The organism is Ramlibacter sp. Leaf400, assembly GCF_001424545.1.
Lineage (GTDB): Bacteria > Pseudomonadota > Gammaproteobacteria > Burkholderiales > Burkholderiaceae_C > Ramlibacter.
Genome location: NZ_LMQL01000009.1, coordinates 320,553 through 345,431 on the forward strand (window position 1 = coordinate 320,553; position 24,879 = coordinate 345,431).

Genomic DNA, 24,879 nt, shown 5'->3' on the forward strand with positions numbered 1-24,879 from the left:
CCCCCGAGTGCCCCTGCGCAACCCCACCAACGAAGGAGACACCCATGTCTGACAACCGTCGCAAGTTCCTGAAGAAGGCCTCCGCGGGCGCCGCCGCGGTGTCGGTGCCCATGCTGTGGCCGGGCGTGGCCCAGGCGCAGTGGGCCAACCAGCCGGAGAAGGGCGCCAAGCTGCGCGTGCTGCGCTGGAAGCGCTTCGTGCAGGGCGACGAGGACGCCTACATGGTCAACGTCAAGAAGTTCAGCGAGAAGTACGGCATCGACGTGCGCGTGGACAACGAAGGCTGGGAGGACGTGCGTCCGAAGGCGGCCGTGGCGGCCAACACCGGCGGCGGCCCCGACATCATCCTGTCGACCAACGACGACGCCAACCTGTACCCGGACAAGCTGCTCGACGTGACCGACCTGTCCGAGTACCTGGGCAAGAAGTACGGCGGCTGGTACCCGGGCGCGCAGGCGTACTGCCGGCCCGACGGCAAGAAGTGGATCGCCGTGCCGCTGGGCTGCGCGGGCTCGATGATCGTCTACCGCCAGAGCATGGTGAAGGCGGCCGGCTTCGACGCCTTCCCCAAGAGCACCGACGACTTCCTGAAGATGATGAAGGCCCTGAAGGACAAGGGCACCCCCGGCGGCATGGCGCTGGGCAACGCCACCGGCGACGGCCTGTGGTGCAACTGGCTGGTGTGGGCCTTCGGCGGCATGCTGGTCGACAAGAACAACAAGGTGGTGATCGACAGCCCCGAGACCGCCAAGGCGCTGGAGTACGGCAAGGAGCTGTACGCCACCTTCATCCCCGGCACGCTGTCGTGGCTGGACCCGAACAACAACAAGGCCTTCCTCGACGGCCAGGTCTCGGTGACCAACAACGGCATCTCGATCTACTACGCCGCGAAGAACTCGCAGGATCCCAAGGTCAAGGAGATGACGGGGGATATCCAGCATGCGTCCTTCCCGGTCGGGCCGGTGGGCCAGCCGACCGAGTCGCACCTGTTCTTCAACCAGATGATCTTCAAGTACACCAAGTTCCCGAAGGCGGCCAAGGAGTTCCTGCGCTTCATGATGGAGCAGGAGCAGTTCGAGCCCTGGCTCACCGGCGCCGGCGGCTACGTGGCGCCCCCGCTGGACGCGTACGCCAAGATCCCGGTGTGGACGGCCGACCCGAAGAACACGCCCTACCGCGACGCCGTCAAGAACATGCGTCCCGCGGGCTACGCCGGCAAGCTGGGCTACGCGTCCGCCGGCGCGGGGGCGGACTTCATCATCGTCAACATGGTGGCCGAGGCCATCAGCGGCTCCAAGACGCCCAAGGAAGCGATGCAACGGGCCCAGCAGCGTGCCGAGCGCTATTACAAGGTCTGAGGCCGCGCCCGCCGGGCCGGCGAGGCCCGGCGCGCTGCAGCGCTTCCAGAACAGCCGCAACCTCCTCGGGCTGGCATTCATGCTGCCCGCGGGAGTGCTGCTGCTGCTGTTCCTGACCTACCCGCTCGGGCTGGGCGTTTGGCTCGGCTTCACCGACACCAAGATCGGCCGCGGCGGCGAATGGATCGGGCTGCAGAACTACGAGTTCCTCTGGGGGGACAGCGTCACCCGGCTGGCCCTGTTCAACACCCTCTTCTACACGGCGGTCGCCAGCGTCTTCAAGTTCGTGCTCGGCCTGTGGCTGGCGATGCTGCTGAACGAGCGGCTGCCCTTCAAGACCTTCTTCCGCAGCGTGATCCTGCTGCCCTACATCGTGCCCACGGCGCTGTCGGCCATCGCCTTCTGGTGGATCTACGACTCGCAGTTCTCCATCATCAGCTGGGCGCTGGTGAAGATGGGCCTGATCGACCACTACATCGACTTCCTGGGCGACCCGTACAACGCCCGCCTGGCCACCATCATCGCCAACATCTGGCGCGGCGTGCCCTTCGTGGCCATCACGCTGCTGGCGGGCCTGCAGACGATCTCGCCGTCGCTCTACGAAGCCGGCGCCATCGACGGTGCCACCGGCTGGCAGCGCTTCCGCTACATCACGCTGCCGCTGCTGACGCCCATCATCGCGGTGGTGATGACGTTCTCGGTGCTCTTCACCTTCACCGACTTCCAGCTGATCTACGTGCTCACGCGCGGCGGCCCCTTGAATGCCACTCACCTCATGGCCACGCTGTCCTTCCAGCGCGCCATCTCCGGCGGCGCGCTGGGCGAAGGCGCGGCGATCGCGGTGGCGATGGTGCCCTTCCTGCTGGCGGCCATCCTCTTCAGTTACTTCGGGCTGCAGCGACGCGCCTGGCAGCAAGGCGGCGACCAATGAAAGCCAGCGACACCGACACCCAGGGCATGGCCTACCTCGCGTCGCTGCCGCGGCGCGTGGTGACCGTCTACATCCCGCTGGCGATCTTCGTCTTCGTGCTGCTCTTTCCGTTCTACTGGATGGGGGTGACGTCGTTCAAGCCGGACAACGAGCTGCTCTCGCGCACGGGCAACCCGTTCTGGGTGATCTCGCCCACCCTCGCCCACTTCAACAAGCTGCTCTTCCACACCTCGTATCCCGCATGGATGTGGAACACGGTGTTCGTCTCGGTGGTCGCCACCTTCGTGTCGCTGCTGGCGTCGGTGCTGGCCGCCTACGCCATCGAGCGGCTGCGGTTCCGCGGCTCGCGCCAGGTCGGCCTGTCGATCTTCCTGGCCTACCTGGTGCCGCCCTCGATCCTGTTCATCCCGCTGGCCAGCATCGTGTTCCAGCTGGGCCTGTTCGACACCAAGTGGGCGCTGATCCTCACCTACCCCACCTTCCTGATCCCCTTCTCCACCTGGCTGCTGATGGGGTACTTCCGCTCCATCCCGTTCGAGCTGGAGGAGTGCGCGCTGATCGATGGCGCCAGCCGCCTGCAGATCCTGTGGAAGATCGTGCTGCCGCTGTCGGTGCCCGGCCTCATCTCGGCCGGCATCTTCGCTTTCACGCTGTCGTGGAACGAGTTCATCTACGCGCTCACCTTCGTCTCCTCGTCCGAGAACAAGACCGTCCCGGTGGGCGTGGTTACGGAACTGGTCGAAGGCGACGTCTACCACTGGGGCGCGCTGATGGCCGGCGCGCTGCTGGGCTCGCTGCCGGTGGCCGTCATCTACTCGTTCTTCGTCGAGTACTACGTGTCCGGCCTCACCGGCGCGGTGAAGGAATAGGCGGCGCAGCAGGCGGCCCGGCCGTCACTGCTCATCGCGGTGCCGGCGCCACCACGCCAGCAGCGCATTGAAGTCGCCGCCGAAGCTTCGCTTCATCAGGACGTCGCCGGCCATCGAGCACAGGATCGCCTCGTCCAGGGGCAGCAACCGCTGGCTCGAGACCTGTGCACAGCGCAGGTACAGGGTCTTGAGCCTGGCCTCCGGAAGGTTCTCCAGGAAGACCACCGCCTGGTTCGGCGGCGTCTCCTGCGCGAGCTCCGCCGGCATCGCTGCCGAGGAAAGGAAGCCGATGCCGATGCCTATGCACCAGCAGGCGGGAAGGTTTGGATTCATGGGCATCCTCCTTCGAGTGGATGCGGAATAATCTAGGCGGCCGGCGCGATCACGCGGCGAATCATCCCGGTGGCTTCGTCGATCTTTCGTCGAAGCATTGCCGCAAGACGCCTCCCGGCCGGGGGTTGGCCCATGGGTACCGTCATGGTTGGCGATGGATCTGGCCCGGTCTCGCGCTTCGGCCCGTTCACCCTGGACGTTCGCCGCGCCGAACTGCACCGTGAAGGCGAAGCGGTCGCGTTGCGGCCCAAGACGTTCGCCCTGCTCTCCTACCTTGCCGAGCATCCGGGCCGGGTCATCGCGAAGAACGAACTGCTGACGGCCGTGTGGCCGGGCGTCGTCGTGAACGACGAGTCGCTGTCGCAGTGCGTGCGGGAGCTGCGCGGCGCGCTCGGCGACGACCAACAGGCCCTCATCAAGACCGTGCCGAGGCGGGGCTACCTTTTCGACGCAGCGACGGAAACGGTCCCGCGCCCGGCGGCGACCGGCCATGCCCGCCCTGCGGTGCGGCGCAGAACCTGGTCGCTGGCGGCCAGCGCCCTGCTGCTGGCCGCGTCGGTCGTGGTCGTGCCACGCAACGACCTTCCGCCCGACGTGGACGCCCTGCTCAAGGCGCGCCGCTCGGTCGCGGTCCTGACCTTCCTCGACCACGGCACCGCCGGGCAAAGCCGCCTGGGCGACGCGATCTCCACCGGCATCGTGACCGCGCTCGCCAAGGTGCCGGACACGCAGGTGCTGGCGGGCGGTCCGGCGGCCGGTGCGCGGGCCGTGGCCGACCCGCGGCGAATCGGCCGCGACCTCGGCGTCCGCCACCTGCTCACCGGCAGTGCCCAGCAGGTCGGCGAGAAGATCCGCATCCACGCACGGCTCGAGTCGGGCGAGGACGGCGCGGTCGTCTGGTCCGAGGTGTTCGAGTACGAAGCCACGCCGGATGACGCGTGGCAGCGCGAGCTGGCCTTGCGCATCGCGCGGGGCGTCGACTGGCGGATGGGCACCAGCGCGGCCGTGCGGCAGGCCGCACGCCAGGGCGGAACGCCAGCCCGGGTGGACGGGCTCATGCGAGGCCAGCACCTGCTGCGCCATGCCGCCAGCTACGACGACCTCGTGCGCGCCCGGGCGCACTTCGAAGCGATCACGATCGTCGAGCCCGGCTCGGCGGCGGCATGGACCGGCATGGCGCAGTCCTACGTGAGCGAACTCGAGGCCGCCTGGAACCTCGGGCTGGGCTCGGCCGCGCAGGCCCGCCAGGCGATCGCACGCGCGCGGGCGGCGGACCCGCACTACCTGCCTGCGCAGCATGTGCACGGCAGCCTGCTGGCCGTGCTCGGCGATCTCGAAGGCGCGTCGCGCGTGTACCAGGCCGTCGTGGCCGCCAACCCGAGCGACGCCTGGGCCCATGCACGGCTGGGCGCGACGAAGCTGCGCCTGGGCCAGTTCGAAGAGGTCCAGGCCCACACGGACATGGCGCTGCGGCTCGGCGCGTCCGAAGCTTCGCTGGTCGCGTTCAGCCACCTGCAGGCCGGCCTGGCCGAGTACCACCTGGGACGGGACGCCTCGGCTTACGAGCACGCGGGCCTGTCCGTCGCGGCCGGGCCGTCCCTGGCGCAGCTGGAGGCCCTGCTGCTGCTCGCCTCGCTGGATGCGCTGCACGGGCGCGGGCAGGAGGCCCGCGAGCGTTCCGTCGAGGTGCTGCGGCTGCGCCCGCGCTTTACCGTCGGCGCCTGGCGCGTGTGGACCGCGCCCGTGCATCCGCGGCTCCAGGTCCTTCGCGATCGCTACCTCGAGGGACTCGCGAAGGCCGGGCTACCCGAGTGAGCCCCCCAGCCAGCGCTGCGCGGCCTGGCGCAGGGCCTGCTGCGGGCCGCTGGTGAGAAGGGTCACTTGCCCCCGCCCTGCGCGGTTGAGGAGGCCGTTCACCTCGAGCAGCCGCCTCGCCTGGCGCGCCACCGGCTCGCCGGTCTCCACGATCCCGACGCCCGGACCGACGACCTCCGCCAGCACGGGGATGGCGAAGGGGTAGTGGGTGCAGCCGAGCACGAGCGTGTCGATCTGCCCCGGTGCGCTTCCGAACTCGCCCGCCGCGCGCGCATAGAGCCGGCAGAGACGCCGCACCTCTTCCTGGTTGTCGTTCTCGATCGCCGCGGCCAGGCCGTCGCAGGGCTGCAGCACGAAGTCCGCCTGGCCCCGCACCGAGTCGTGCAGGGCGCGGAACTTGGCGCTGGCCAGGGTGCCCCGGGTCGCGAACACCGCCACTCGTGCGGTGCGCGTCATGCCGGCGGCCGGCTTGAGTGCCGGCTCCACGCCGATCGACGGAAGGTGGGCATGCTCGGCGCGCAGCAGGTGCACCGCGGCGGCGGTGGCCGTGTTGCACGCCACCACCAGCGCCTTGATGCGGTGCTCGTCGATCAGCCGCAGGGCGATCGCGCGCGACCGCTCGGCCACGAAAGCATCGTCGCGCTCGCCGTAGGGCGCATGCCCGGCGTCGGAGAAATAGACGAACTCTTCCTGCGGCAGCTCCCGGCGCAGCGCGCGAAGGATGCTGAGGCCGCCCACGCCGCTGTCGAACACCCCGATCGGCTTGCCTGACTCCATGGCCGCGCATTATGGCGACTGGGGGTGGCCCGGGCTGTCGAAGAAGCTTGTCGAGGCCAGCCGCCCAGGTTCGGCTTTCCCTGAGCGAACGGCAGTAATGCTCTGATTTTTCCTGAGATGCCAGTGCTGTACCCTGTGCAGCCTGACTACCACCTCCACAGGAGACCCTAGATGAAGAAATCGCTGGCCGCCGCCGCCATCGTCCTGGCGCTGGGACTGATCACCGGCCTGGACGCCGAAGCCAAGCGCCTCGGCGGCGGCAAGTCCGCCGGGATGCAGAGGCAGAACACCACCGCGCCCGCGAACACGCCCGCGCAGCCTGCGAACGCCGCTGGCCCGGCGGGCCAGGCCACCGCGCCGGCGGCAGCCACGGCGGCCACGGCCGCTCCGGCGGCTGCCGCAGCCGCCGCGCCCAAGCGCAGCTGGATGGGCCCGGTGGCGGGACTCGCCGCCGGCCTGGGCCTGGCGGCGCTGGCGTCGCACTTCGGGTTCGGCGAGGCCCTGGCCAACATGATGATGATCGGCCTGGTCGTGATGGCCGTCCTCGTCGTGGTGGGGCTGATCCTGCGCAAGCGGGCGGCTTCGCAGGCACCATCGCTCGCGGGCGCCGGCGGCACGGGGTTCATGGGCGACGCGTCGCGCCGGCCGGAGTCGGCGTCGAACGTCTTTCGCACCGCGGACGGCGCAGCCTCGCCGCAGCGCGGCTCTTTGATCGGTTCGCGCCTCGGGGGCCTCGCGACCGCGTCGGCGCAGCCGACCGCCCTGCCGGCGGACTTCGACGCAACGGCCTTCGCGCGCAACGCCAAGGACCAGTTCATGGCGCTGCAATCCGCCAACGACGCCGCCGACCTGGACCGGCTGCGCGACTACCTCACGCCGGAGATGTTCGATGTCGTGCGCAGCGACCTCGCCGCGCGGGGCCCGTCGCAGCAGGTCACGCAGGTGTTTGGCCTGGACGCCCAGGTGCTGGCCGTCGTGCAGGAGCCGGACCGCTACGTGGTGAGCGTCCGCTTCACCGGCAGCACCCGCGACCAGCAGGGCTCGGTGCCGGAGGAACTGGACGAGGTCTGGCACCTGACCAAGCCGGTGGCCGGCATGGGCGGCTGGGTGGTGGCCGGCATCCAGCAGGCTGAAGGCAACTGAGGCTTGCACCGATGACCCGCGGGGACTTCGCCCAGCGGGCCGTCCCCTTCTCTCCGTAGGCCGGGCGCGGCGCCAAGGCACACTCGGTTCATGGCGACCGCGCTGAACTACCGCCACCTCTACTACTTCTGGGTCGTCGCCAAGGAAGGCGGCATGGCGCGCGCCGCCGAACGCCTGGGCATGGCGGTCCAGACCGTCAGCGCCCAGGTGCGCGCGCTCGAACAGTCGCTCGGCCACTCCCTGTTCAAGCCCGCCGGCCGCGGCATCACCCTCACCGAAGCGGGTTCGGCGGCCATGGCGCACGCCGAGCAGATCTTCCAGCTGGGCGAGCAGCTTCCGGCCGCGGTGCGTGAAGCGGCCACCGGGCAGGGCCTGCGCCTGAAGGTCGGCATCTCCGACGGCCTGCCCAAGCTGGTGGTGCGGCACCTGCTGCAGCCCGCCCTCGCGGGAGCGCCGATCCGCCTCCTCTGCCACGAAGACGAATTCGACAGGCTGCTGGCCGACCTGGCGCTGCATCGCCTGGACGTCGTGCTGTCGGACCGTCCGGCCCCGTCCAATCCCAACCTGCGGCTCTACAGCCATCCGCTGGGCGAGGCGACGCTCGCCTGGTTCGCCCCTGCCGTGCTCGTGCGGGCCACCCGGCGGCCCTTCCCGGGATGCCTGGAGGAGATGCCGCTGCTCCTGCCGACCGGCCATGCCGCCGTGCGGCACCGGCTGGACCAATGGTTCGAGCGCCAGGGGCTGCGGCCCCGCATCGCCGGCGAGTTCGAGGACAGCGCCTTGCTCGCGGCCTTCGGCCGCAGCGGCATGGGCGCCTTCCCCGTGTCGCAGTGGTCGCAGGAGGAGCTTCGCCAGGACCGGGGGCTCAAGGCCATCGGCGAGACGCCTGAACTGGTGGAGCACTTCTACCTGATCTCCGCCGAACGGCGCATCCAGCACCCGCTGGTGCAGCAACTGCTGCAGGCCAAGCACAGCGGCCTCGCCGGCTGATCGGCCGGGCGTGGCGGCCTACCCGCCGGTGCAGACCCTCAGCACCTCGGCGGCCCGGCTTTCATCGTGGCCCCGCCAAGCCACGATGTGGTCGGGACGGATCAGCACCAGTGGCGCTTCATAGAGCGCCCGCAGTGCGGGATCGGCGTGACGAACCACCTGCAGGTCCAGCCCCGCCGCCTTTGCGGCCGACTGGAACCCACTGCCCTGCGGCGCGTCGGGTCCGAGGGCCAGCAGCGTCCAGCCCACGTGGAAGCTGTCGTAGAGCGAACGCCCATCCTCCAGCCATGCGTGGGGCGGCCGGCCGCCGGGGCAGGCGGTCGGGACGTACTCGTTGGGCGTGTCCGGCGGCGGCGAGGTCCCGTCGGGCACCACGATGGGCGAGGCGTCGTAGCGGGCGCCGAAGGTGACGCCGGGGATGTTGAACTCCAGCCGCACGTGCGCCTCCAGGTGTTGCGATGCGGCCTGCCGGGCCTGCACCCCCGCGGGCGTGTCGGCTTCCAGCTGCGGCGTGGCCGGGAACAGGCCCACCGAATCGGCGAAGTGCTTCGCGTAGGCCGTGTTGCGCTGGGCGAGCGGCTTGCGTTCCAGTTCGTAGCTGGCCAGCAGGCTTTCGGACGCGCGGCCCTGCACGACGTGAGCGAGTTTCCACCCCAGGTTCACCGCGTCCTCGACCGCGGTGTTGTAGCCCAGCCCGCCGGTGGGCGTGAACAGGTGGACCGCATCGCCGCCCAGGAACACGCGCCCGCGCTGGAAGCCCTGGGCCACCAGGGCATGGCCCGCCGTCCAGGTGAGCATCGACAGGACCTCGATCGGCAGCTCGCAGCCCATCGCCTCCGAGAAGATGCGCCGGGCGTCCTGCTCGGTCCACGCGTCGGCGTCTTCGCCTTCGTGGATGGCGGCGTGGAAGGCGAACTCGCTGCGGCCGTCGACCGAGGCCATGAAGGCGCGGCGCTGCGCGTTGACCGAGACATACATCCAGGCCCGCGCGTGCGGGAACACCTCGTAGAACCGCGGCGCGCGCAAGTAGACGGCGAACATCTTGCCGCCCATGAACTGGCGCCGGAACCCCGTGGCGCCCCCGTAGTCGATGCCCAGTTGCTGGCGCACCGTGCTGCGCGCGCCATCCGCGCCGACCAGGTAGCGGGCCCTCACCTGCCGCACGCTGGCGCCATCGGCCGACGCGACGCGGGCGACGACCTCCCCGCCCGTGTCTTCGAAGTCGAGCAGCCGCCAGCCGTGGCGGATGTCGTTGGTGGGCCACTTCCGCGCATGGCGCAGCAGGACGGCTTCGACGAACTTCTGCGACACGCGGTGCGGCAGTTCGGCCGCGCTCCAGGAGCCGCGCATGCCCTTGACGGCCGCTTCGGCCTCCCGGGCCGTCGGCAGCTTCAGACGCGCGAGCTCATGCCGGCAAAAGCGCGTGAAGTAGGCGATGTCGGTCGGGTGGTCCGGCGGAAGCCCCAGTTCCCGCACTTCCCGGGCGAAGCCAAGCCGCCGGAAATGCTCCATCGTGCGGGCTTGGGTCGCATTGGCCTGCGGGTTGAACGCGGTGCCGGACTTCGGCTCGACCAGCAGCGCTGGCACGCCGAAGCGCCCGAGCTCATTGGCGAGCATGAGCCCGAACGGCCCGCCGCCCGCGACCAGGACTTCCGTGCGAAGGAGGTCGGCGTCGCTGGGGGTCGAAGCCATCGGGATCCCGGCCTGCTCAACGGACGCGCTTCATCAGCGAGACCGGCACCTGCGCCGCTGGAGCGCCCTTGAGCACGGTGTCGATGTCGCGGCGCTCGTCCACCACTTCCACCCGGGTGATGGCATTGAAGTCGTTGCGGTGGTACCTCAGCGTGCCGACGTAGACCGCACGGGCCCCGGCGGGGACGTCGAAGTACAGGCCACCCGGGAACCAGAGCCTTTCCTGCCGCAGCACGTCCAGGTGCGCCATGCCGCCGTTCAGGTAGGTGCGCTGCCGTGGCGCCTTGACCATGAAGGGCACCCCCCACTGGGCCTCCAGGCTGGCCTGGAACTGCGAGGCGTCCAGCTGCGACGTGGTCACGGGCCGGTGCTCGGCGCCGGTCGACATCCAGACGCGCTCGAGCAGGCGCTTGTCGCCCACCACGTTCCAGTGGGACTTCTGCTCGAAGCGGGCGTCGAGCGGCGGGACCAGCTCGATCTTGCCGATGACCACCACCTCCCCGGCCCCGGCCTCCAGGTCCCCGGCGGGCGGCAAGGCGCGCGGCACCGCGCAGGCCTGCAGCGCCAGGGCGAAGGCCAGCAGCAGCCAGCGGGTCATCGCAGCGTCCCCAGTTCGCGGCGGATGCGCTCGGCGATCACCGGCGTGTCCTGCGCGTCCTTCAGGATCTCTTCCAGGAGCTCGCGGCGGGACGGCGCGCCCCTGGCCGGCACGGCCTCGAACTTGCCAGCCTCGAACATGCCGGTCTTCACGTCCTTCAGGTCGTAGGAACCCAGGTGGTAGACGCCGGGGGTGCGGATCGTCACCGCGCCCACGTCGTCGCCCTGCTTGCCGAACGAATAGCGGTAGCTCGTGTTGCTGCACAGGATGCCCAGGCAGCGCTGGCCGCTGGCCGAGAGGGTCTTGTGGGCGCCGTTGGGCAGGGCCATCGTCCAGTACAGGTAGCCGCCCTTGAACTCCTTCAGGGCCGCGGGGTAGTAGGGCTCGGTCGTGTGCGGCCGGAACTGGTAGATCGACACGTCATGCAGTCGGTTCGCGTCGACGTCCTTGATGTTCAACCAGCCGTACCCGACCGAGCGATCGGTGAAGTCCGTGACCTGCGTGGTCGTGGCACAACCCGCCAGCAGGCCAGCGGAAACCAGCAGCAGCATTCGTCTGCGCATCCTGTCCTCCTCCTCGTTTTGGGGCAACCAGAATAGCTCAACCGTGGGGGGATTGCGGGTGGTGGATTCCTTGCCGCCACGGGTGGCTGACGCACCGTGCAGTAGCCTAGCGGCCAGGCCCGAATGCTGGCTCAACCGAATGAAGTTCATCCTCGCCCACCCTCCGTGCGGGCCCGTCCGCGGCCAGTTGGACGGCACCGTGTCCCGTTTCCTGGGCATCCCGTACGCGGCAGCGCCGGTCGGCGAATTGCGGTGGCGCCCACCGGTCCCGTTGCAGGCGTGGTCGGACGTCCGGGATGCGCTCGCGTTCGGTGCCGACTGTCCGCAGCCTCCGGACCCGGCGTCGCAGGCGCCCAGACAGGATGAGGACTGCCTCCACATCAACGTCTGGGCGCCGGCCGACGCGCAGCCGGGCACCCTGCCCGTCATGGTGTGGGTCCACGGGGGCGGGTTCATCGGCGGCAGCGGCGCGCACGCCGCCAGCGACGGCGCGCGGCTGGCGGCGCAGGGCGTCGTCGTGGTCAGCTTCAACTACCGCGTCGGGCTGTTCGGGTTCCTCTCGCATCCCGCGCTCAGCGCGCAGGCGCCCGGCGGCACGAGCGGCAACTACGGCCTGCTGGACCAGGTGGCGGCCTTGCGCTGGGTCCAGGCCCACATCGGGGCTTTCGGTGGCGACCCCGCGCGCGTCACCGCCTTCGGTGTCTCGGCGGGCTCCGCCTCGATCTCGCTCCTGCTCGCGTCGCCCCTGGGCCGGGGCCTGTTCCATCGCGCCATCCTCCAGAGTCCCGGTGCGGGCCGGCCGCTGGCCCGCCTCGCGCAGGCGGAAGCCGCGGGCCTGGCCGTCGGCACGGATCTCGCCGAGCTGCGCACGCTGCCGGCCGACGCGCTCCTCGCGCGCACGCACCTCGTGGCGCCGGCGGTGCGCGCGCTCACCACGGCACGGATGCTGCGCCCGGTCGTCGACGGCTGGCTCGTGCCGCAGGACGAGCGCGACGGGTTGAAGGCCGGGAAGCTGAGCGCCATGCCACTGATCGTCGGCACCAACGCGGACGAGGGCAGCTGGCTCACCTGGAACTGGCCCGCCGACACGGTCGCCGCGTACGAGCAGCAGGTCGGATCCAACTTCGCCGGCGTGCAAGACCAGGTGCGGTCCTTGTACCCGGTCCACGGCGACGCGGACGCACGGCCGCGCATCGCCGAGATGCTGGCCGACACGCAGTTCAACTACGGCGCCTGGCTGCTCGCGCAGGCCATGGCGCGACGGGGCGCGCCGACGTGGCGCTATGTCTTCACCCGCCGCGCCGCTGGAGCGCCCGACGGGCCGCACCACAGCGTCGAGGTGCCTTACGTGTTCGGCAACCTCGGTCAGGTGCCGGGTGCGGATGCGCAAGACCGGGTGGTGTCGGACACGATGCGCAAGGCGTGGGTCGCTTTCGCGCGTGGCGCGGACCCCGGCGCCGACGGCCTGGCGTGGGCGCGCTACGACCCCGCGCTGGACAACCACCTGGAGTTCGCCGACAGCCCCCGGGCCGGCGCCGGCTGGCGACAGCGGTACGTGGCCTTCCTGGACGGCTACTTCGGGGAACCGCTGCGCTTCGCCTCGGGCGGTTGAGAGACCAGCCCCTTGCTCTCGTGCCACTGCGCGAGCGACAGGTCGGGATAGTTGTCGAAGCGCGGGTCGTGGGGACCGCCTTCGACCTTCACCCACGGCGCCTTCGAGCCGACCAGGCAGTGCACGTTCTCGGGCGGCGTCGGCAGCGGCGTGTCGATGGCGCCTGCGTGCGGATGCACGAGCTCGGGCCAGGTCGGGTCCCAGACCCACAACGCGCTGCCGCAGTGGGAGCAGAAGTAGCGCCGCGCGCTGCTGGTGCGGGTTCCCTTGCCGCCGTCGTTCGCGATCCGGGCCCGGTAGATGCCCAGGTGGTGCTTGCCCGTCACCTTCATGCTGCGCGTGACGGCCCCCAGGTTGATCGCGTAGCCGCCCGCGCCCGCGGTCTTGCGGCAGATCGAGCAGTAGCACCGCATGAAGGGAACAGGCTCCGCCGACTCGACGCTGAACTTCACCTTGCCGCAGTGGCACGAGCCTTCCAGGTGCATGGCACTCTCCTTGTCCTTCAGGGATCCATCGAAGTGGTTCCCATGATGCCAAGGCCGGAACTCAACCGCGCGTCAGGCGCCCTGGCCCAACTCGAACCCGGACGACGCCTCGAGTGCGCGAACCAGCGCCGAATGGTCCCAGCCGCTGCCGCCCAGGGCGACGCAGGCGTCGAAGAGCTCCTGCGCCGTCGTCGTGTTCGGCAACGCCAGGCCGAGCTGGCGCGCGCTCGACAAGGCCAGGTTCAGGTCCTTGCGGTGCAGCGCTATGCGAAAGCCCGGCGCGAAAGTGCGGTTGATCATGCGTTCGCCATGCACCTCCAGCACCCGCGAAGCCGCGAACCCACCCATCAGGGCTTCGCGCACGCGCGCCGGATCCGCGCCGGCCCGGGCGGCGAAGAGCAGCGCTTCGGCGACGGCCTGGATGTTCAGCGCCACGATGATCTGGTTGCACACCTTGGCCGTCTGCCCGTCGCCGTTGCCGCCGACCCGGCTGATGTTCTTGCCCATGAGCTGGAACAGCGGCAGGACGCGCCGGAACACGCCCTCCTGGCCGCCCACCATGATGGACAGCGTGGCGTTGCGCGCCCCGACCTCGCCGCCGGACACCGGCGCATCCAGGTAGCCGCACCCCAGCTCGTTGATGCGGCGCGCGAAGTCCCGGGTGGCCACCGGCGAGATCGAACTCATGTCCACCACCACCTTGCCCGGCGACAGGCCGGCGGCCACGCCGCGTTCGGAGAAGAGCACCTCCTCCACGTCCGGCGTGTCGGGCACCATGAGGAAGACGATGTCCGCGCGCTCGGCGACGCCGCGCTGCGTGGTGCAGAGCGTCGCCGGGCCTTGCGCGATCGCTGGCGGGATGCGGCCCCGCGTGTGCACGAACAGCTGGTGCCCGGCCTGGACGAGGTGCCCGCACAGGGGCGCCCCCATGGTGCCCAGGCCGATGAAGCCCAGCTTCGCCCGGCCCGCGTTCATGCGGCGACTCCGGCGACCTGCTGCCCGCAGAGCGCCGTTCCCCAGTGCAGGCCGGCTTCGGTGGTGCGGGCCGGCTTGTACTCGCAGCCCACCCAGCCGGCGTAGCCGATCCGGTCCAGGTGCCCGAAGAGGAAGCCGTAGTTGATCTCCCCGGTGCCGGGCTCGTGGCGGCCCGGGTTGTCGGCCACCTGCACGTGGCCGATGCGCGGCAGCTCCCTCTCCAGCGTGGCCGCCAGCTCGCCCTCCATCCGCTGCGCGTGGTAGAGGTCGTACTGCAGCAGGAGGTTGTCGGCCCCGACTTCCTCGATCAGGTCCAGCGCCTGGCGCGTGCGGCAGAGGTGGACGCCGGGGATGTCGAAGGTGTTGATCGGCTCGATCAGCAGCTGCAGGCCGGCCGGCCGCAGGCGCGCGGCCGCGTAACGCAGGTTGGCCACCAGCGTTTCGTGCAGAACCGCGCCGGGCACGCCGGCCGGCGCCTTGCCCGCGAGGCAGTTGAGCCGGCGCACGCCCAGCGCCTGCGCGTAGCCAATCGCCAGGTCCACGCCGGCGCGGAACTCCTCGACGCGGTCCGGGTGGCAGGCGATGCCGCGCTCGCCCGCGGCCCAGTCGCCCGCGGGCAGGTTGTGCAGCACCAGCGAGAGCCGGTGGTCCTCGAGGCGGCGCTGGATCTCGCCGGCGGGAAAGTCGTAGGGAAAGAGGAACTCCACGCCTTCGAAGCCGGCCTGCGCGGCCCGCGCGAACCGGTCGAGGAAAGACACCTCGGTGAAGAGCATCGTCAGGTTGGCGGCAAAGCGGGGCATGGGCGGGTCCTCCTCAGTCGAGCAGCGCGAGCGAGGTCGGCGCATCGGCGGGGCAGGCGGCCAGCGCCTCGAACTCGACGATGTTGTCGATCTCCGTTCCCATCGCGATGTTCGTCACCCGCTCCAGCAGGACCTCGACGACCACCGGCACCTGGAACTCGGCCATCCACGCCTCGGCCTGGCGCAGGGCGCCGGCCAGTTCTCCCGGGGCCTGCACCCGGATCGCCTTGCAGCCCAGGCCCTCGACCACCTTCACGTGGTCGATGCCGTAACTGGCGGCCGCATCCCCGGGTGGCGAGTTGATGTTGTCGAAGGCCAGCTGCACGCAGTAGTCCATGGAGAAGCCGCGCTGCGCCTGGCGGATCAGGCCGAGGTAGCTGTTGTTCACCACGACGTGCAGGTAGGGCAGCTTGAACTGCGCGCCCACGGCCAGCTCCTCCAGCATGAACTGGAAGTCGTAGTCCCCGGACAGCGCCACCAGCCGCACCTGCGGGTCCGCCGCGCGCACGCCCAGCGCGGCCGGCACCGTCCAGCCCAGCGGACCGGCCTGCCCGCAGTTGATCCAGCGGCGCGGACCGTAGACGTGCAGGAACTGCGCGCCGGCGATCTGCGACAGGCCGATCGTGGACACGTAGGTCACGTCGCGGCCGAAGGCCTCGTTCATCGCCTGGTACACGCGCTGTGGCTTGATCGGCACCTGGTCGAAGTGGGTCTTGCGCTGGTGGCCCAGGTCGGCCTTGCGGCGCGCGCAGTCGCCGGCCCATCCGGTCCATTTCGGAAAGGTGCCGGCCGCGATCCGCTCGGCCGCCACCTCCAGCAGCAACCGCAGGGCCGCCCCCGCGTCCGAGACGATGCCCAGGTCCGGCGCGAACACGCGGCCGATCTGCGTGGGCTCGATGTCGATGTGGATGAAGCGCCGGCCCTTGCAGTAGACCTCGGGCGAGCCGGTGTGCCGGTTCGCCCAGCGGTTGCCGATGCCCAGCACGAAGTCCGAAGCCAGCAGCGTCGCGTTGCCGTAGCGGTGGCTGGTCTGCAGGCCGCACATGCCGGCCATCAGCGGGTGGTCGTCGGGGATGGCGCCCCAGGCCATGAGCGTGGGGATGACCGGGATGCCCGTCAGCTCCGCGAACCGCACCAGGTCCTCGGCGGCATCCGCGTTGATGATGCCGCCGCCGGCCACGATCAGCGGACGCTCCGCCGTCGCGAGCAGGTCCAGCACCTTCCCGGCCTGCTTGCGGGTCGCGGCCGGCTTGTAGACCGGCAGCGGCTCGTAGGTGTCGATGTCGAACTCGATCTCCGCCATCTGCACGTCGACCGGCAGGTCGATCAGCACCGGGCCCGGGCGGCCCGAGCGCATCAGGTGGAAGGCCTGCTGGAACACCTGGGGAACCTGCGCGGGCTCGAGCACGGTGGTGGCCATCTTGGTCACCGGCCGGGCGATCGAGGCGATGTCGACGGCCTGGAAGTCCTCCTTGTGCAGCCGCGCGCGCGGCGCCTGGCCGGTGATGCAGAGGATGGGGATGGAGTCGGCGCTCGCGGAGTACAGGCCGGTGACCATGTCGGTGCCCGCGGGCCCGGACGTCCCGATGCACACGCCGATGTTGCCGGCCTTCGCGCGGGTGTAGCCCTCGGCCATGTGGGAGGCGCCTTCCACGTGCCGGGCCAGCACGTGCGAGATGGTCTGCCGTTCCCTCAGCTGCGCATACAGTGGGTTGATCGCCGCGCCCGGTATCCCGAAGGCCTGGGTCACCCCTTCCTTCTCCATCACGAGCACGGCCGCCATCGCGGCTTTCATCTTGGGCATCGAGTCACTCCTTGCAGGTGCGATCGATTCTTCCGGCGCCGCGCCCCGCCGGGAACGCCAGCCCCGGCGATATCACCTATTCCGCGCCGGAATGCCGGGCGCTCAGGTGCGGGGCAGCTGCTCCCACCAGCGGCCGGCGAAGTGGCCGTCCAGGAAGCCGATGAACGCCTGCACCTTGGCCGGCACCAGCTTGGGCGACGGGTAGACCGCGTGGATCTCCTGCTCGGGAAGCTCGTAGCCTTCCAGCACCTGCCGCAGGTCGCCGCGGCGCAGCGAGCGTTCGGCCACGTACCAGGGCAGCGCGGCGATGCCCAGGTGGCCGCGGGCGGCCGCGAGCACGGCCGACAGGTTGTTCGAGCGCAGGCTCCCGCTGACCGGCACGGCCTGCGTTTCGCGCCCCGCCGACCGGAGCAGCCAGACGTCGTTGCCCTGCACGCTGCTGTAGATCAGCGCCGCGTGGTCCTGCAGGTGTTCGGGCTCGGTGGGCACGCCCTTCAGGTGCAGGTACTCGGGGGACGCGACCAGCACCCAGGGGTTGACGCCCAGGAAGCGGGCGCCCAGCGTCGAATCGGCCAGCTTGCCCAGCCGCAGGGCCACGTCGATGCCCTGCCCGACCAGGTCGGTGTAGCGGTCCTCGAAGCTCAGGTCCACCCGCACCTGCGGATGGCGCGAGAGGAATTCGAGCGCCAGCGGCACCACCACCCTGCGGCCGAAGGCCACCGAGCTGCCGATGCGCAGCAGCCCCTGCGCGTGCTCCTGGCCCGAGCGCACCGCGCTGTCGGCTTCCTGGGCGTCGCGCACCAGCGCCTTGCACTTGTCGTAGTAGACGGCGCCCGCCTCGGTGGGGCTCACACCGCGCGTGTTGCGGTTGAGCAGCCGCACCTTCAGCCGCGCCTCGAGCGCGGCGATGTGCTTGGTGATGGTCGGCTGGGTGGTCCTGAACTCGCTGGCGGCCCTGGAGAAGCTTCCCAGCTCCACCAGACGCACGAACATCTCCATGACCTGCAGGCGGTCCATGCCCGGTCGGCTAGGCCTTGAAGATCGCCTCGAGGTCCGCTTCGCCGTTGACGTCGTCCAGGCTCATGCTGCTCTCGATGTGGTCCAGGTGGTCGAGCATCAGCTTCTCCGCCCGCGCGCGGTCGCGCCTGGCCACCGCGTCCACGATCATCTGGTGCTCGTCGTCGCGGCAGCTCTGGGCGGTGGGCGCGTCGTACAGGAAGATGATCAGGCAGGTGAGCATGCACAGCTCGCGCATGGTGCGGGCCAGCGCCGAGTTGCCGGCCAGCTCGGCGGCCAGCGTGTGGAACTCGCCGGACAGGCGGATCACCGCGCGCTTGTCGCCGCGCCGCCGCGCATCGGCCTCCAGCTCCAGGTGCTGGCGCAGGCGGTTGATCTTTTCGGGCGTCAGCGTGTCCACCAGCCGCTTGAGCACCGCCGGCTCGATCAGCCGCCGCGCCTCGAAGACGTCGCGCGCCTGCTCGATGGTGGGCTTGGCGACGTAGGCGCCTCGCTGCGGGAACAGGTCGACGATCTGCTCGTGCGCCAGGCGCGCGAGCACCTCGCGCACGCGGGCGCGGCTGACGCCGAAGATGTCGGCCAGCCGCTCCTCGCCCAGCTTGGTGCCGGGGTGCAGGCGGTGCTCCAGGATGGCGATGTAGATCCGCTCGTAGATCTCGTCCACGGACTTCTCGCGCTCGGCGCGGTTGCCGGGCGCCTTGCGATCGTTGCTGGGCATGGAAGGGGCGGCGCCGTGGGGATGCTTCGGGTGGCCGGCGATTCTATCGGCGGCCTTCGCGCGACTGGGGCTCAGGTCCATTGGAACAGTTCTCCCCATCCGGTGATGTCGGCCGGCGAGCGGCCCGCGGCCCGCACCATGCCCCAGACCGTGGTGCTCACGGTGTCCAGCAGCGGGATGCCGTGCGTGCGCTCGAACTCCTGCGCCAGCTGCGCGGCCCGCAGGTTGGTGCAGAAGGTGGTGATGGCCTGCGGGCGGGCCGGCACCACCTGCGCCATCAACTCGAGCAGGGCCTGCGGCTCCACGCCGGCGAAGTCGTGGTTCACGCGGATGCCCAGGTGCCGCTGCGCCACGGTCTCGATGCCCAGGGCGCGGTAGTTGCCGACGATGCGGTCCTGCACGTCCTGGGTGTAGGGCGTGACGAAGCCGATCCGCGTGATCTTGCGGATCGCCAGCAGCTCGTTGAGCGCCAGCACCGCCGTCGTCGCCGGGATCCCGGTCCGCTCGCGGATGCGCTCCACCAGCCGGCGGTCGCGGTCGAAGCCGAGCCAGCCGGAGGAGGTGCCGCTCCAGCCGATCACGTCCACCTTGGCGTCGGCCAGCAACTGCGCGGCCGCCAGGATGTTGCTGTCGTCGAACTGCCCGAGCGCCGCGGCGTCCAGCGCGATCTCGGTCACCTTGAACCGCGAGAAGTGGACGCTTGCGCCCGCCAGCCCGCCGACGATGGCGGTGGTGAGCGGCTCCAGGGCCGTGTTGGAAGAGGGGGTCAGCACCCCCAGGCGCAACGCACGCGTCATGGGTACTCCGAAGTCTCAGGCGCCGAGTATGCGCGACCGGCCGGCTCGGATTCCACCAATTCCGGTCAACATTGTCGACATCGGTGTAAACACCCATGCTGTCGACCGGAGCGTCGCCGATAGTGCGCCATCGGATTCGCCTTCCATCTGCCCTCCGCGGCGGCCCGGAACTTGCCTTACCTGTCGAACTTGAGCGTTATGCACCCTCGCCTTGCACCTAATTCGAACGACATGATTTTGTCGACAATGTTGTTTGCACCTTCCCGGCGCTTTGCTAGCACCAATCCGGTGCGACGGGGAGCCGGGCATGGCTGAGCACGGCGGCCTGGACCTGGTCATCCGCAACGCCCGCGTGGCGACGGCGAGCGACACCTTCGCGTGTGACATCGGCATCCGCGGCGGGCGCATCGCCCTGCTCGGGGAAGGCCTGCCGGCCGGCGCCCGCGAGGTCGACGCGGCCGGCCGCACGGTGACGCCGGGCGGCGTGGACGCCCACTGCCACCTGGACCAGCCGATGGAAGGCCCGGCGAAGATGGCCGACGACTTCGCCACCGGCAGCCGCTCGGCCGCCTGCGGCGGCACCACGACCATCATCCCGTTCGCCGCGCAGATGAAGGGCCAGTCGCTGCGCGCCGCCGTGGCCGACTACCACGCGCGCGCCGAAGGCAAGTCCTGCATCGACTACGCCTTCCACCTCATCGTGAGCGACCCCACGCCCGAGGTGCTGAGCCAGGAACTGCCCGGGCTGATCGGCGAGGGCTACACCTCGTTCAAGGTCTACATGACCTACGACGACCTCAAGCTGGACGATGCGCAGATCCTGGACGTGCTGGACGTGGCCCGCACCCACGGCGCGCTGGCCATGGTCCATGCCGAGAACGCCGACTGCATCGAGTGGCTGACCAAGCGGCTGGAGGCCGCCGGCCGCACCGCGCCGCGCTGGCACGCCCACGCCCGGCCCATGCTGGTGGAGCGCGAGGCCACGCACCGCGCGATCGCCCTGTCCGAGTTGGTGGACGTGCCCATCCTCATCGTCCACGTGTCCGGGCGCGAGGCGATCGAGCAGATCCGCTGGGCGCGCGGCCATGGCCTGTCGATCTTCGCGGAGACCTGCCCGCAGTACCTCTTCCTCACCGCCGAGGACTTGGGGCTGGACGACAGCTACCTGGGCGCGCGCTGCATCTGCAGCCCGCCGCCGCGCGACAAGGCCAACCAGCAGCGCATCTGGGAAGGCCTCACCGACGGGCTGTTCACGGTGTTCTCCTCGGACCACGCGCCCTTCCGCTACGAGGACCCGCAGGGCAAGAAGCCCGGTGGCGAGGAGGTCGCGTTCCGCCACATCCCCAACGGCATCCCCGGCCTGGAGACGCGGCTTCCGCTGCTGTACTCCGAGGGCGTCCTGGGCGGCCGCATCACGCTGCAGAAGTTCGTGGAGCTCACCGCCACCAATCCCGCCAAGGCGTACGGCCTGCATCCGCGCAAGGGGACCATCGCGGTGGGCAGCGACGCCGACCTGGTGGTGTGGGACGAGCGCGAAGTCACGATCGACAACCGCCGGCTGCACCACGCCGTCGACTACACGCCCTACGAGGGCATGAAGCTGAAGGCCTGGCCCGGCCTCACGCTGTCGCGCGGCGAAGTCGTGTGGGACGGCCAGGGCTTCACCGGCCGGGCCGGCCGCGGCCGGTTCCTGCCCTGCGGCGCGCCCTCGCTGCTGCCCCGGCGCGCCTGAGGGACACCGCCATGCGCCTGCTGCTGGTCAATCCCAACATCTCCGACAGCGTGTCGGACCTGATCCGTGCCGAGGCGCAACGCAGCGCCTCGCCCGGCACGCAGGTCGAGGTGCTCACCGCACCCTTCGGCGTGGCCTACATCGAGACCCGCTTCGAGGCGCTGGTCGGCGCGTACGCCGCGGCGCAGGTGGCGGCCGAACACTGCTCGCAGTACGACGCCATCGTGGTCGCCGCCTTCGGCGACCCGGGCCTGGCCGGGCTGCGCGAGGTGATGCCGGTGCCGGTGACGGGCATGACGGAAGCGGCGCTCGCCAGCGCCCACCTGCTGGGCCACCGCATCTCCATCATCGCGATCTCGCAGCGCATCCAGGCCTGGTACCGCGAGGTGGTCGAGGGCTACGGCTTCGGTCCGCGGCTGGCCAGCATCCGCGCGCTGGACCGCCCGATCTCCGCCATCGGCGGCGTGCAGGAAGAACATGCGCAGGCCCTGAAGGCACTGGCCGAACGCGCGGTCGCCGAAGACGGCGCCGAAGTGATCATCCTGGCCGGCGCGCCGCTGGCCGGACTGGCCCGTTCGCTCCACGGCCAGCTGCCCGTCCCCGTCGTCGACGGCGTCTCCAGCGCCGTCCGCCACGCCGAAACCCTGGCCGCGCTGAGGCCGGGCCGCGCGCTGCGCGGCAGCTTTGCCCCGCCGCCCGCCAAACCCCACCGCGGCCTGCCGGACGCCATCGCGCGCCTGCTGGACACGCCCCGCTGACCCCCCCACCGACCGCACCGCAGGAGCCCCATGAAAAATCCCACCATCGCCGGCCGCCCGGCCCCGCAGCCATGAAGACCCTGCTGCCGCCCGGCCGGACCAGCCGCGCCGTCGCCGCCGTCACCGACACCGCCGCGCTCGCCTGCGGCTGGTGGCTGATCGGCCTGAGCGCCGTCACCTGCGTCGAGATGCTGGGGCGCAAGGTCCTCGGCTTCAGCCTGCAGGGCGTGGACGAGATCGGTTCCTACACCTACGCCATCGTGGGCAGCATCGGCTTCGCCCACACCCTGGTGACGCGCAGCCACACGCGGGTCGATTTCCTGATCTCTCGCTTCTCGCCGCGCGTGCGCGCCGTGCTCAACCTGGTGGCGATGCTGGCCCTGACGGCGCTGGCCTTCCTGTGCCTGTGGCGCGGCACGAACGTGCTGGCCGAGAGCCTGGACCTGAAGGCCACCGCGTCCACGCCGCTGTCCACGCCCATGTGGATCCCGCAGGCGCTCTGGCTGGCCGGCTACGTGCTGTTCGCCGTGGTGGCCGCCTGGGCCGCGATCGACGCGGTGCGGCTCTTCCTGCGCGGCGACGTCGCGGGCCTCAACGACCGCTTCGGCCCGCAGACGCTGGACGAGGAGATCGAAGCCGAGACCGACCTGCACGTGCATGCGCAAGCCGATGCCACCGACGCCACGCCTGCCGCGGCGACCCTGGAAGCCCGAGGAGCCAAAGCATGATCAGCCCCGTCGAAATCGGCCTCGGCCTGGCGCTCATGCTGGGCCTCATGTTCCTGGGCCTGCACGTGGCCACCACCATGCTGGTGGTCGGGCTGCTGGGCGCCTTCATCCACTTCGGCATGCCGGCGTTCAACGCGCTGGGCGAGCAGCTGTGGGCCGCCGGCGAGGACTACCTGCTGCTGTCGATCCCGCTCTACATCCTCTTGGGCGAGATCCTGATGCGCGGCGGCGCCACCGACAAGATGTACCAGTCGCTCGCCGACTGGCTCAAGCGCCTGCCGGGCGGCCTGCTGCACACCAACATCGGCGCGTCCGCCCTGTTCTCGGCGGTGTCGGGCTCCTCGGTGGCGACCGCCGCGACCATCTCCACGGTGGCCCTGCCGTCCTTCCGCGACCGCGGCTACGACCAGCGCATGGTGCTCGGCTCCATCGCCGCCGGCGCCAGCCTGGGCAACCTGATCCCGCCGGGGGTGGCCTTCATCATCTACGGGTCGATGACCAACACCTCGGCGTCGCGCCTGTACATGGCGGGCATCGTGCCGGGCGTGATCATGACGGTGCTGTTCCTGCTCACCATCCTGGCGGTGTGCGTGTGGCGCCCCGACATGGCGGGCCGCAGCGAGAGCCGCGTGGGCTGGGGCGAGCGCCTGCGCAACTCGGTGCACCTGGCCGGCCCGCTGGTGGTGTTCGGCGTCGTGATGGGCGGCATCTACACCGGCTGGGCGACCGTCACCGAGAGCGCCGCCCTGGGCGTGATCGTGTGCCTGCCGATCGCCGCCGCCTACCGCAAGCTCAACGTGAAGATGCTGCACGAGTGCTTCCGCTCCACGCTGCGGCTGACGGCGATGACCGCGCTGATCCTGGTCGCGGCGCTGTACCTGAACTTCGTGCTGTCCATGCTGGGCGTGCCGCAGTCGCTGGCCGGCCTGATCAAGTCGCTGGACGTCTCGCCGCTGGTGCTGCTGTGGGTGCTGGCCGCGATGTACGTTCTGCTGGGCGTGGCGCTGGAGACCATGCCCATGATGGTGGGCACGCTGCCGGTGGTGTTCCCCATCGTGCAGGCCGCCGGCATCGACCCGGTGTTCTTCGGCGTCTTCATGGTGCTGATGTGCGAGCTGTCGCTGCTCAGCCCGCCGATCGGCATGACCCTGTACGTGATCCAGGGCGTGCGCGGCGAGGGAACCATCAACGAGGTGTTCCAGGGCACGCTGCCCTTCCTCGCGGCGATGGTCGCCATGACCGCCATCCTGATCCACTTCCCCGCGATCGCCACCTGGCTGCCCAACCTGATCTTCGGACGATGACGCCCATGAAACTCGCCCACCTCCTTCCCCTCGCCGCGCTCGTGCTCGGCAGCGCCGCGGCCCAGGCGCAAGCACCGGCGCAGCCGATCAAGCTGCGTGTCGCCGGCAACTTCGTCGCGGCCGGCCTGCTGCAGCAGCAGAAGGAGCAGCCCTTCTTCGAGAACTTCGCCAAGGCCTCGGGCCTGCCGGTGGAGATCGACTACAAGCCGATGGACGTGGTCGGCATCAAGGACACCGACGCCTTGCGCGTGATCAAGTCCGGCCTGTTCGACGTGGTGGCGCTGCGCCTGGCGCAGGCCTCGCGCGACGATCCCACGCTGCTGGGCGCCGACATCGTGGGCCTGTCGACCGACTACGACACGGCGCGCAAGGTGTGGGACGCCTGGCGCGGCCCGCTGGACCAGCGCCTGCAGGAGCGCCACGGCGCCCGGCTGCTGGCCAGCTACCCCTTCGGCCCGCAGATCCTGTTCTGCAAGGGCGCGTTCACCAGCCTGGCCGACATGAAGGGCAAGAAGATCCGCGTGAGCGACCAGTCGCTGGCCAAGTTCGTCGAGAAGCTGGGCGCGATCCCCGTCACGCTGGCCTTCGGCGAGACGCAGCAGTCGCTGGAGCGCGGCGTGACCGACTGCGCCATCACCGGGCCCAGCTCCGCCAACAGCGCCGGCTGGCCGGAGGTGACCACCCACGTGATGCCGCTGGGCTTCCAGGTGCACCAGGTGGCCTTCGCCGTCAGCCTGGCCAAGTGGAACGCGCTCAGCGCGGACCAGCGCACCAAGGTGGCCGACGCGTTCAAGAAGTTCGAGACGGACGCCTGGGCCTATTCCCGCGAACTGTGGGAAGACGCCGCCCGCTGCAACACCGGCAAGGAATGCCGCATCGGCAAGAAGTTCGCGATGAAGGAAGTGCAGCCCGCCGCGGCCGACCGCCAGCTGGTCGCCGACGCGGTGCGCACCGTGTCCTTCCCGCTGTGGGCCGAGTCCTGCGACAAGGTCCACGACAAGTGTTCTGCCGCCTGGAAGCAGGCTGTCGGCCCCCTGGTCGGCGTCAAGTGATCCCTCCCAAACCGAAAGGAAGCCCTGC

General features: G+C 70.3%; 24 protein-coding genes. 12 read left to right on the plus strand and 12 right to left on the minus strand.

The window, feature by feature from the left end; all coding sequences use genetic code 11:
• Positions 1-44 precede the first annotated feature (44 nt).
• The 3 genes from ASG30_RS09775 to ASG30_RS09785 all read left to right on the plus strand — a co-directional run bounded on the left by ASG30_RS09775 (position 45) and on the right by ASG30_RS09785 (position 3,158).
• Positions 45-1,358: an ABC transporter substrate-binding protein gene (locus ASG30_RS09775; RefSeq protein WP_055895377.1), complete on the plus strand. Its 1,314-nt coding sequence runs from the start codon at positions 45-47 to the stop codon at positions 1,356-1,358.
• A 79-nt stretch (positions 1,359-1,437) separates the two neighbouring features.
• Positions 1,438-2,289, plus strand: a complete 852-nt coding sequence (locus ASG30_RS09780) for a carbohydrate ABC transporter permease (protein ID WP_055895379.1) — start codon at positions 1,438-1,440, stop codon at positions 2,287-2,289.
• Entirely contained in the window at positions 2,286-3,158 is an 873-nt protein-coding gene (locus ASG30_RS09785; RefSeq protein WP_055895381.1) for a carbohydrate ABC transporter permease, read from the plus strand. Before ASG30_RS09780 ends, ASG30_RS09785 begins: the two co-directional genes overlap by 4 nt.
• A 24-nt stretch (positions 3,159-3,182) precedes the next feature.
• Here ASG30_RS09785 and ASG30_RS09790 read toward each other — a convergent pair whose 3' ends face one another.
• Entirely contained in the window at positions 3,183-3,491 is a 309-nt protein-coding gene (locus ASG30_RS09790; protein WP_055895383.1) for a hypothetical protein, read from the minus strand.
• Positions 3,492-3,623: 132 nt separating this feature from the next.
• Between ASG30_RS09790 and ASG30_RS09795 the strand changes: the two genes are divergently transcribed.
• Positions 3,624-5,306, plus strand: a complete 1,683-nt coding sequence (locus ASG30_RS09795) for a winged helix-turn-helix domain-containing protein (protein WP_082522010.1) — start codon at positions 3,624-3,626, stop codon at positions 5,304-5,306.
• On the opposite strand, the gene murI is transcribed toward ASG30_RS09795, so the two are convergent.
• Positions 5,295-6,083, minus strand: coding sequence for a glutamate racemase (murI, locus tag ASG30_RS09800; RefSeq protein WP_055895386.1), 789 nt, complete (start codon positions 6,081-6,083; stop codon positions 5,295-5,297). The two genes, ASG30_RS09795 and murI, sit on opposite strands and share 12 nt — an antisense overlap.
• A gap of 171 nt (positions 6,084-6,254) precedes the next feature.
• Between murI and ASG30_RS09805 the strand changes: the two genes are divergently transcribed.
• Together ASG30_RS09805 and nhaR are read left to right on the plus strand one after the other, a co-directional pair.
• Positions 6,255-7,226: a Tim44 domain-containing protein gene (locus tag ASG30_RS09805; RefSeq protein ID WP_055895388.1), complete on the plus strand. Its 972-nt coding sequence runs from the start codon at positions 6,255-6,257 to the stop codon at positions 7,224-7,226.
• A gap of 90 nt (positions 7,227-7,316) precedes the next feature.
• Entirely contained in the window at positions 7,317-8,216 is a 900-nt protein-coding gene (gene nhaR, locus ASG30_RS09810) for a transcriptional activator NhaR (RefSeq protein ID WP_055895389.1), read from the plus strand.
• An 18-nt stretch (positions 8,217-8,234) separates the two neighbouring features.
• Here the strand turns inward: nhaR and ASG30_RS09815 are convergent, their stop codons facing one another.
• Genes ASG30_RS09815 through ASG30_RS09825 form a run of 3 tightly spaced genes read right to left on the minus strand, consistent with a single transcriptional unit; the run spans position 8,235 to position 11,069 of the window.
• Positions 8,235-9,908 (minus strand): FAD-dependent oxidoreductase, encoded by a 1,674-nt coding sequence (locus ASG30_RS09815; RefSeq protein WP_055895391.1) that lies wholly within the window; start codon positions 9,906-9,908, stop codon positions 8,235-8,237.
• A 16-nt stretch (positions 9,909-9,924) separates the two neighbouring features.
• Complete coding sequence (locus ASG30_RS09820; protein WP_055895393.1) at positions 9,925-10,506, minus strand: hypothetical protein; 582 nt, start codon at positions 10,504-10,506, stop codon at positions 9,925-9,927.
• A complete protein-coding gene (locus tag ASG30_RS09825) occupies positions 10,503-11,069 on the minus strand; it encodes a hypothetical protein (protein ID WP_055895395.1) in 567 nt (188 codons plus the stop codon). The genes ASG30_RS09820 and ASG30_RS09825 overlap by 4 nt, the downstream gene beginning before the upstream one ends.
• Before the next feature lie 139 nt (positions 11,070-11,208).
• Between ASG30_RS09825 and ASG30_RS09830 the strand changes: the two genes are divergently transcribed.
• Positions 11,209-12,681, plus strand: a complete 1,473-nt coding sequence (locus ASG30_RS09830) for a carboxylesterase/lipase family protein (protein ID WP_055895397.1) — start codon at positions 11,209-11,211, stop codon at positions 12,679-12,681.
• On the opposite strand, the gene ASG30_RS09835 is transcribed toward ASG30_RS09830, so the two are convergent.
• From ASG30_RS09835 to ASG30_RS09865, 7 genes are all read right to left on the minus strand, one after another.
• Positions 12,642-13,166: a GFA family protein gene (locus tag ASG30_RS09835; RefSeq protein WP_055895398.1), complete on the minus strand. Its 525-nt coding sequence runs from the start codon at positions 13,164-13,166 to the stop codon at positions 12,642-12,644. The two genes, ASG30_RS09830 and ASG30_RS09835, sit on opposite strands and share 40 nt — an antisense overlap.
• 72 nt (positions 13,167-13,238) lie before the next feature.
• On the minus strand, positions 13,239-14,141 hold the full coding sequence (locus ASG30_RS09840) for a 2-hydroxy-3-oxopropionate reductase (protein WP_055895400.1): 903 nt from the start codon (positions 14,139-14,141) through the stop codon (positions 13,239-13,241).
• A complete protein-coding gene (hyi, locus tag ASG30_RS09845; protein ID WP_055895402.1) occupies positions 14,138-14,941 on the minus strand; it encodes a hydroxypyruvate isomerase in 804 nt (267 codons plus the stop codon). The genes ASG30_RS09840 and hyi overlap by 4 nt, the downstream gene beginning before the upstream one ends.
• A gap of 13 nt (positions 14,942-14,954) precedes the next feature.
• Positions 14,955-16,745 (minus strand): glyoxylate carboligase, encoded by a 1,791-nt coding sequence (gene gcl, locus ASG30_RS09850; RefSeq protein ID WP_055895404.1) that lies wholly within the window; start codon positions 16,743-16,745, stop codon positions 14,955-14,957.
• A gap of 102 nt (positions 16,746-16,847) precedes the next feature.
• Positions 16,848-17,762 (minus strand): LysR family transcriptional regulator, encoded by a 915-nt coding sequence (locus ASG30_RS09855; RefSeq protein WP_055895406.1) that lies wholly within the window; start codon positions 17,760-17,762, stop codon positions 16,848-16,850.
• 10 nt (positions 17,763-17,772) lie between these two features.
• Positions 17,773-18,480 (minus strand): GntR family transcriptional regulator, encoded by a 708-nt coding sequence (locus tag ASG30_RS09860; protein WP_055895407.1) that lies wholly within the window; start codon positions 18,478-18,480, stop codon positions 17,773-17,775.
• Between the two features lie 71 nt (positions 18,481-18,551).
• Positions 18,552-19,277, minus strand: coding sequence for a maleate cis-trans isomerase family protein (locus ASG30_RS09865; RefSeq protein WP_055895409.1), 726 nt, complete (start codon positions 19,275-19,277; stop codon positions 18,552-18,554).
• A gap of 307 nt (positions 19,278-19,584) precedes the next feature.
• Between ASG30_RS09865 and hydA the strand changes: the two genes are divergently transcribed.
• The 5 genes from hydA (at position 19,585) to ASG30_RS09890 (ending at position 24,851) form a co-directional block, all read left to right on the plus strand.
• Positions 19,585-21,009: a dihydropyrimidinase gene (hydA, locus tag ASG30_RS09870; RefSeq protein ID WP_055895411.1), complete on the plus strand. Its 1,425-nt coding sequence runs from the start codon at positions 19,585-19,587 to the stop codon at positions 21,007-21,009.
• An 11-nt stretch (positions 21,010-21,020) separates the two neighbouring features.
• The gene (locus ASG30_RS09875) at positions 21,021-21,767 is read left to right on the plus strand and encodes an aspartate/glutamate racemase family protein (protein WP_055895413.1); all 747 of its coding nucleotides are present in this window, start codon (positions 21,021-21,023) and stop codon (positions 21,765-21,767) included.
• Between the two features lie 71 nt (positions 21,768-21,838).
• Complete coding sequence (locus ASG30_RS09880) at positions 21,839-22,495, plus strand: TRAP transporter small permease subunit (RefSeq protein ID WP_055895415.1); 657 nt, start codon at positions 21,839-21,841, stop codon at positions 22,493-22,495.
• Entirely contained in the window at positions 22,492-23,799 is a 1,308-nt protein-coding gene (locus tag ASG30_RS09885; protein WP_055895416.1) for a TRAP transporter large permease, read from the plus strand. The genes ASG30_RS09880 and ASG30_RS09885 overlap by 4 nt, the downstream gene beginning before the upstream one ends.
• 5 nt (positions 23,800-23,804) lie before the next feature.
• On the plus strand, positions 23,805-24,851 hold the full coding sequence (locus tag ASG30_RS09890; protein ID WP_055895418.1) for a TRAP transporter substrate-binding protein: 1,047 nt from the start codon (positions 23,805-23,807) through the stop codon (positions 24,849-24,851).
• The last annotated feature ends 28 nt before the right edge of the window (positions 24,852-24,879 follow it).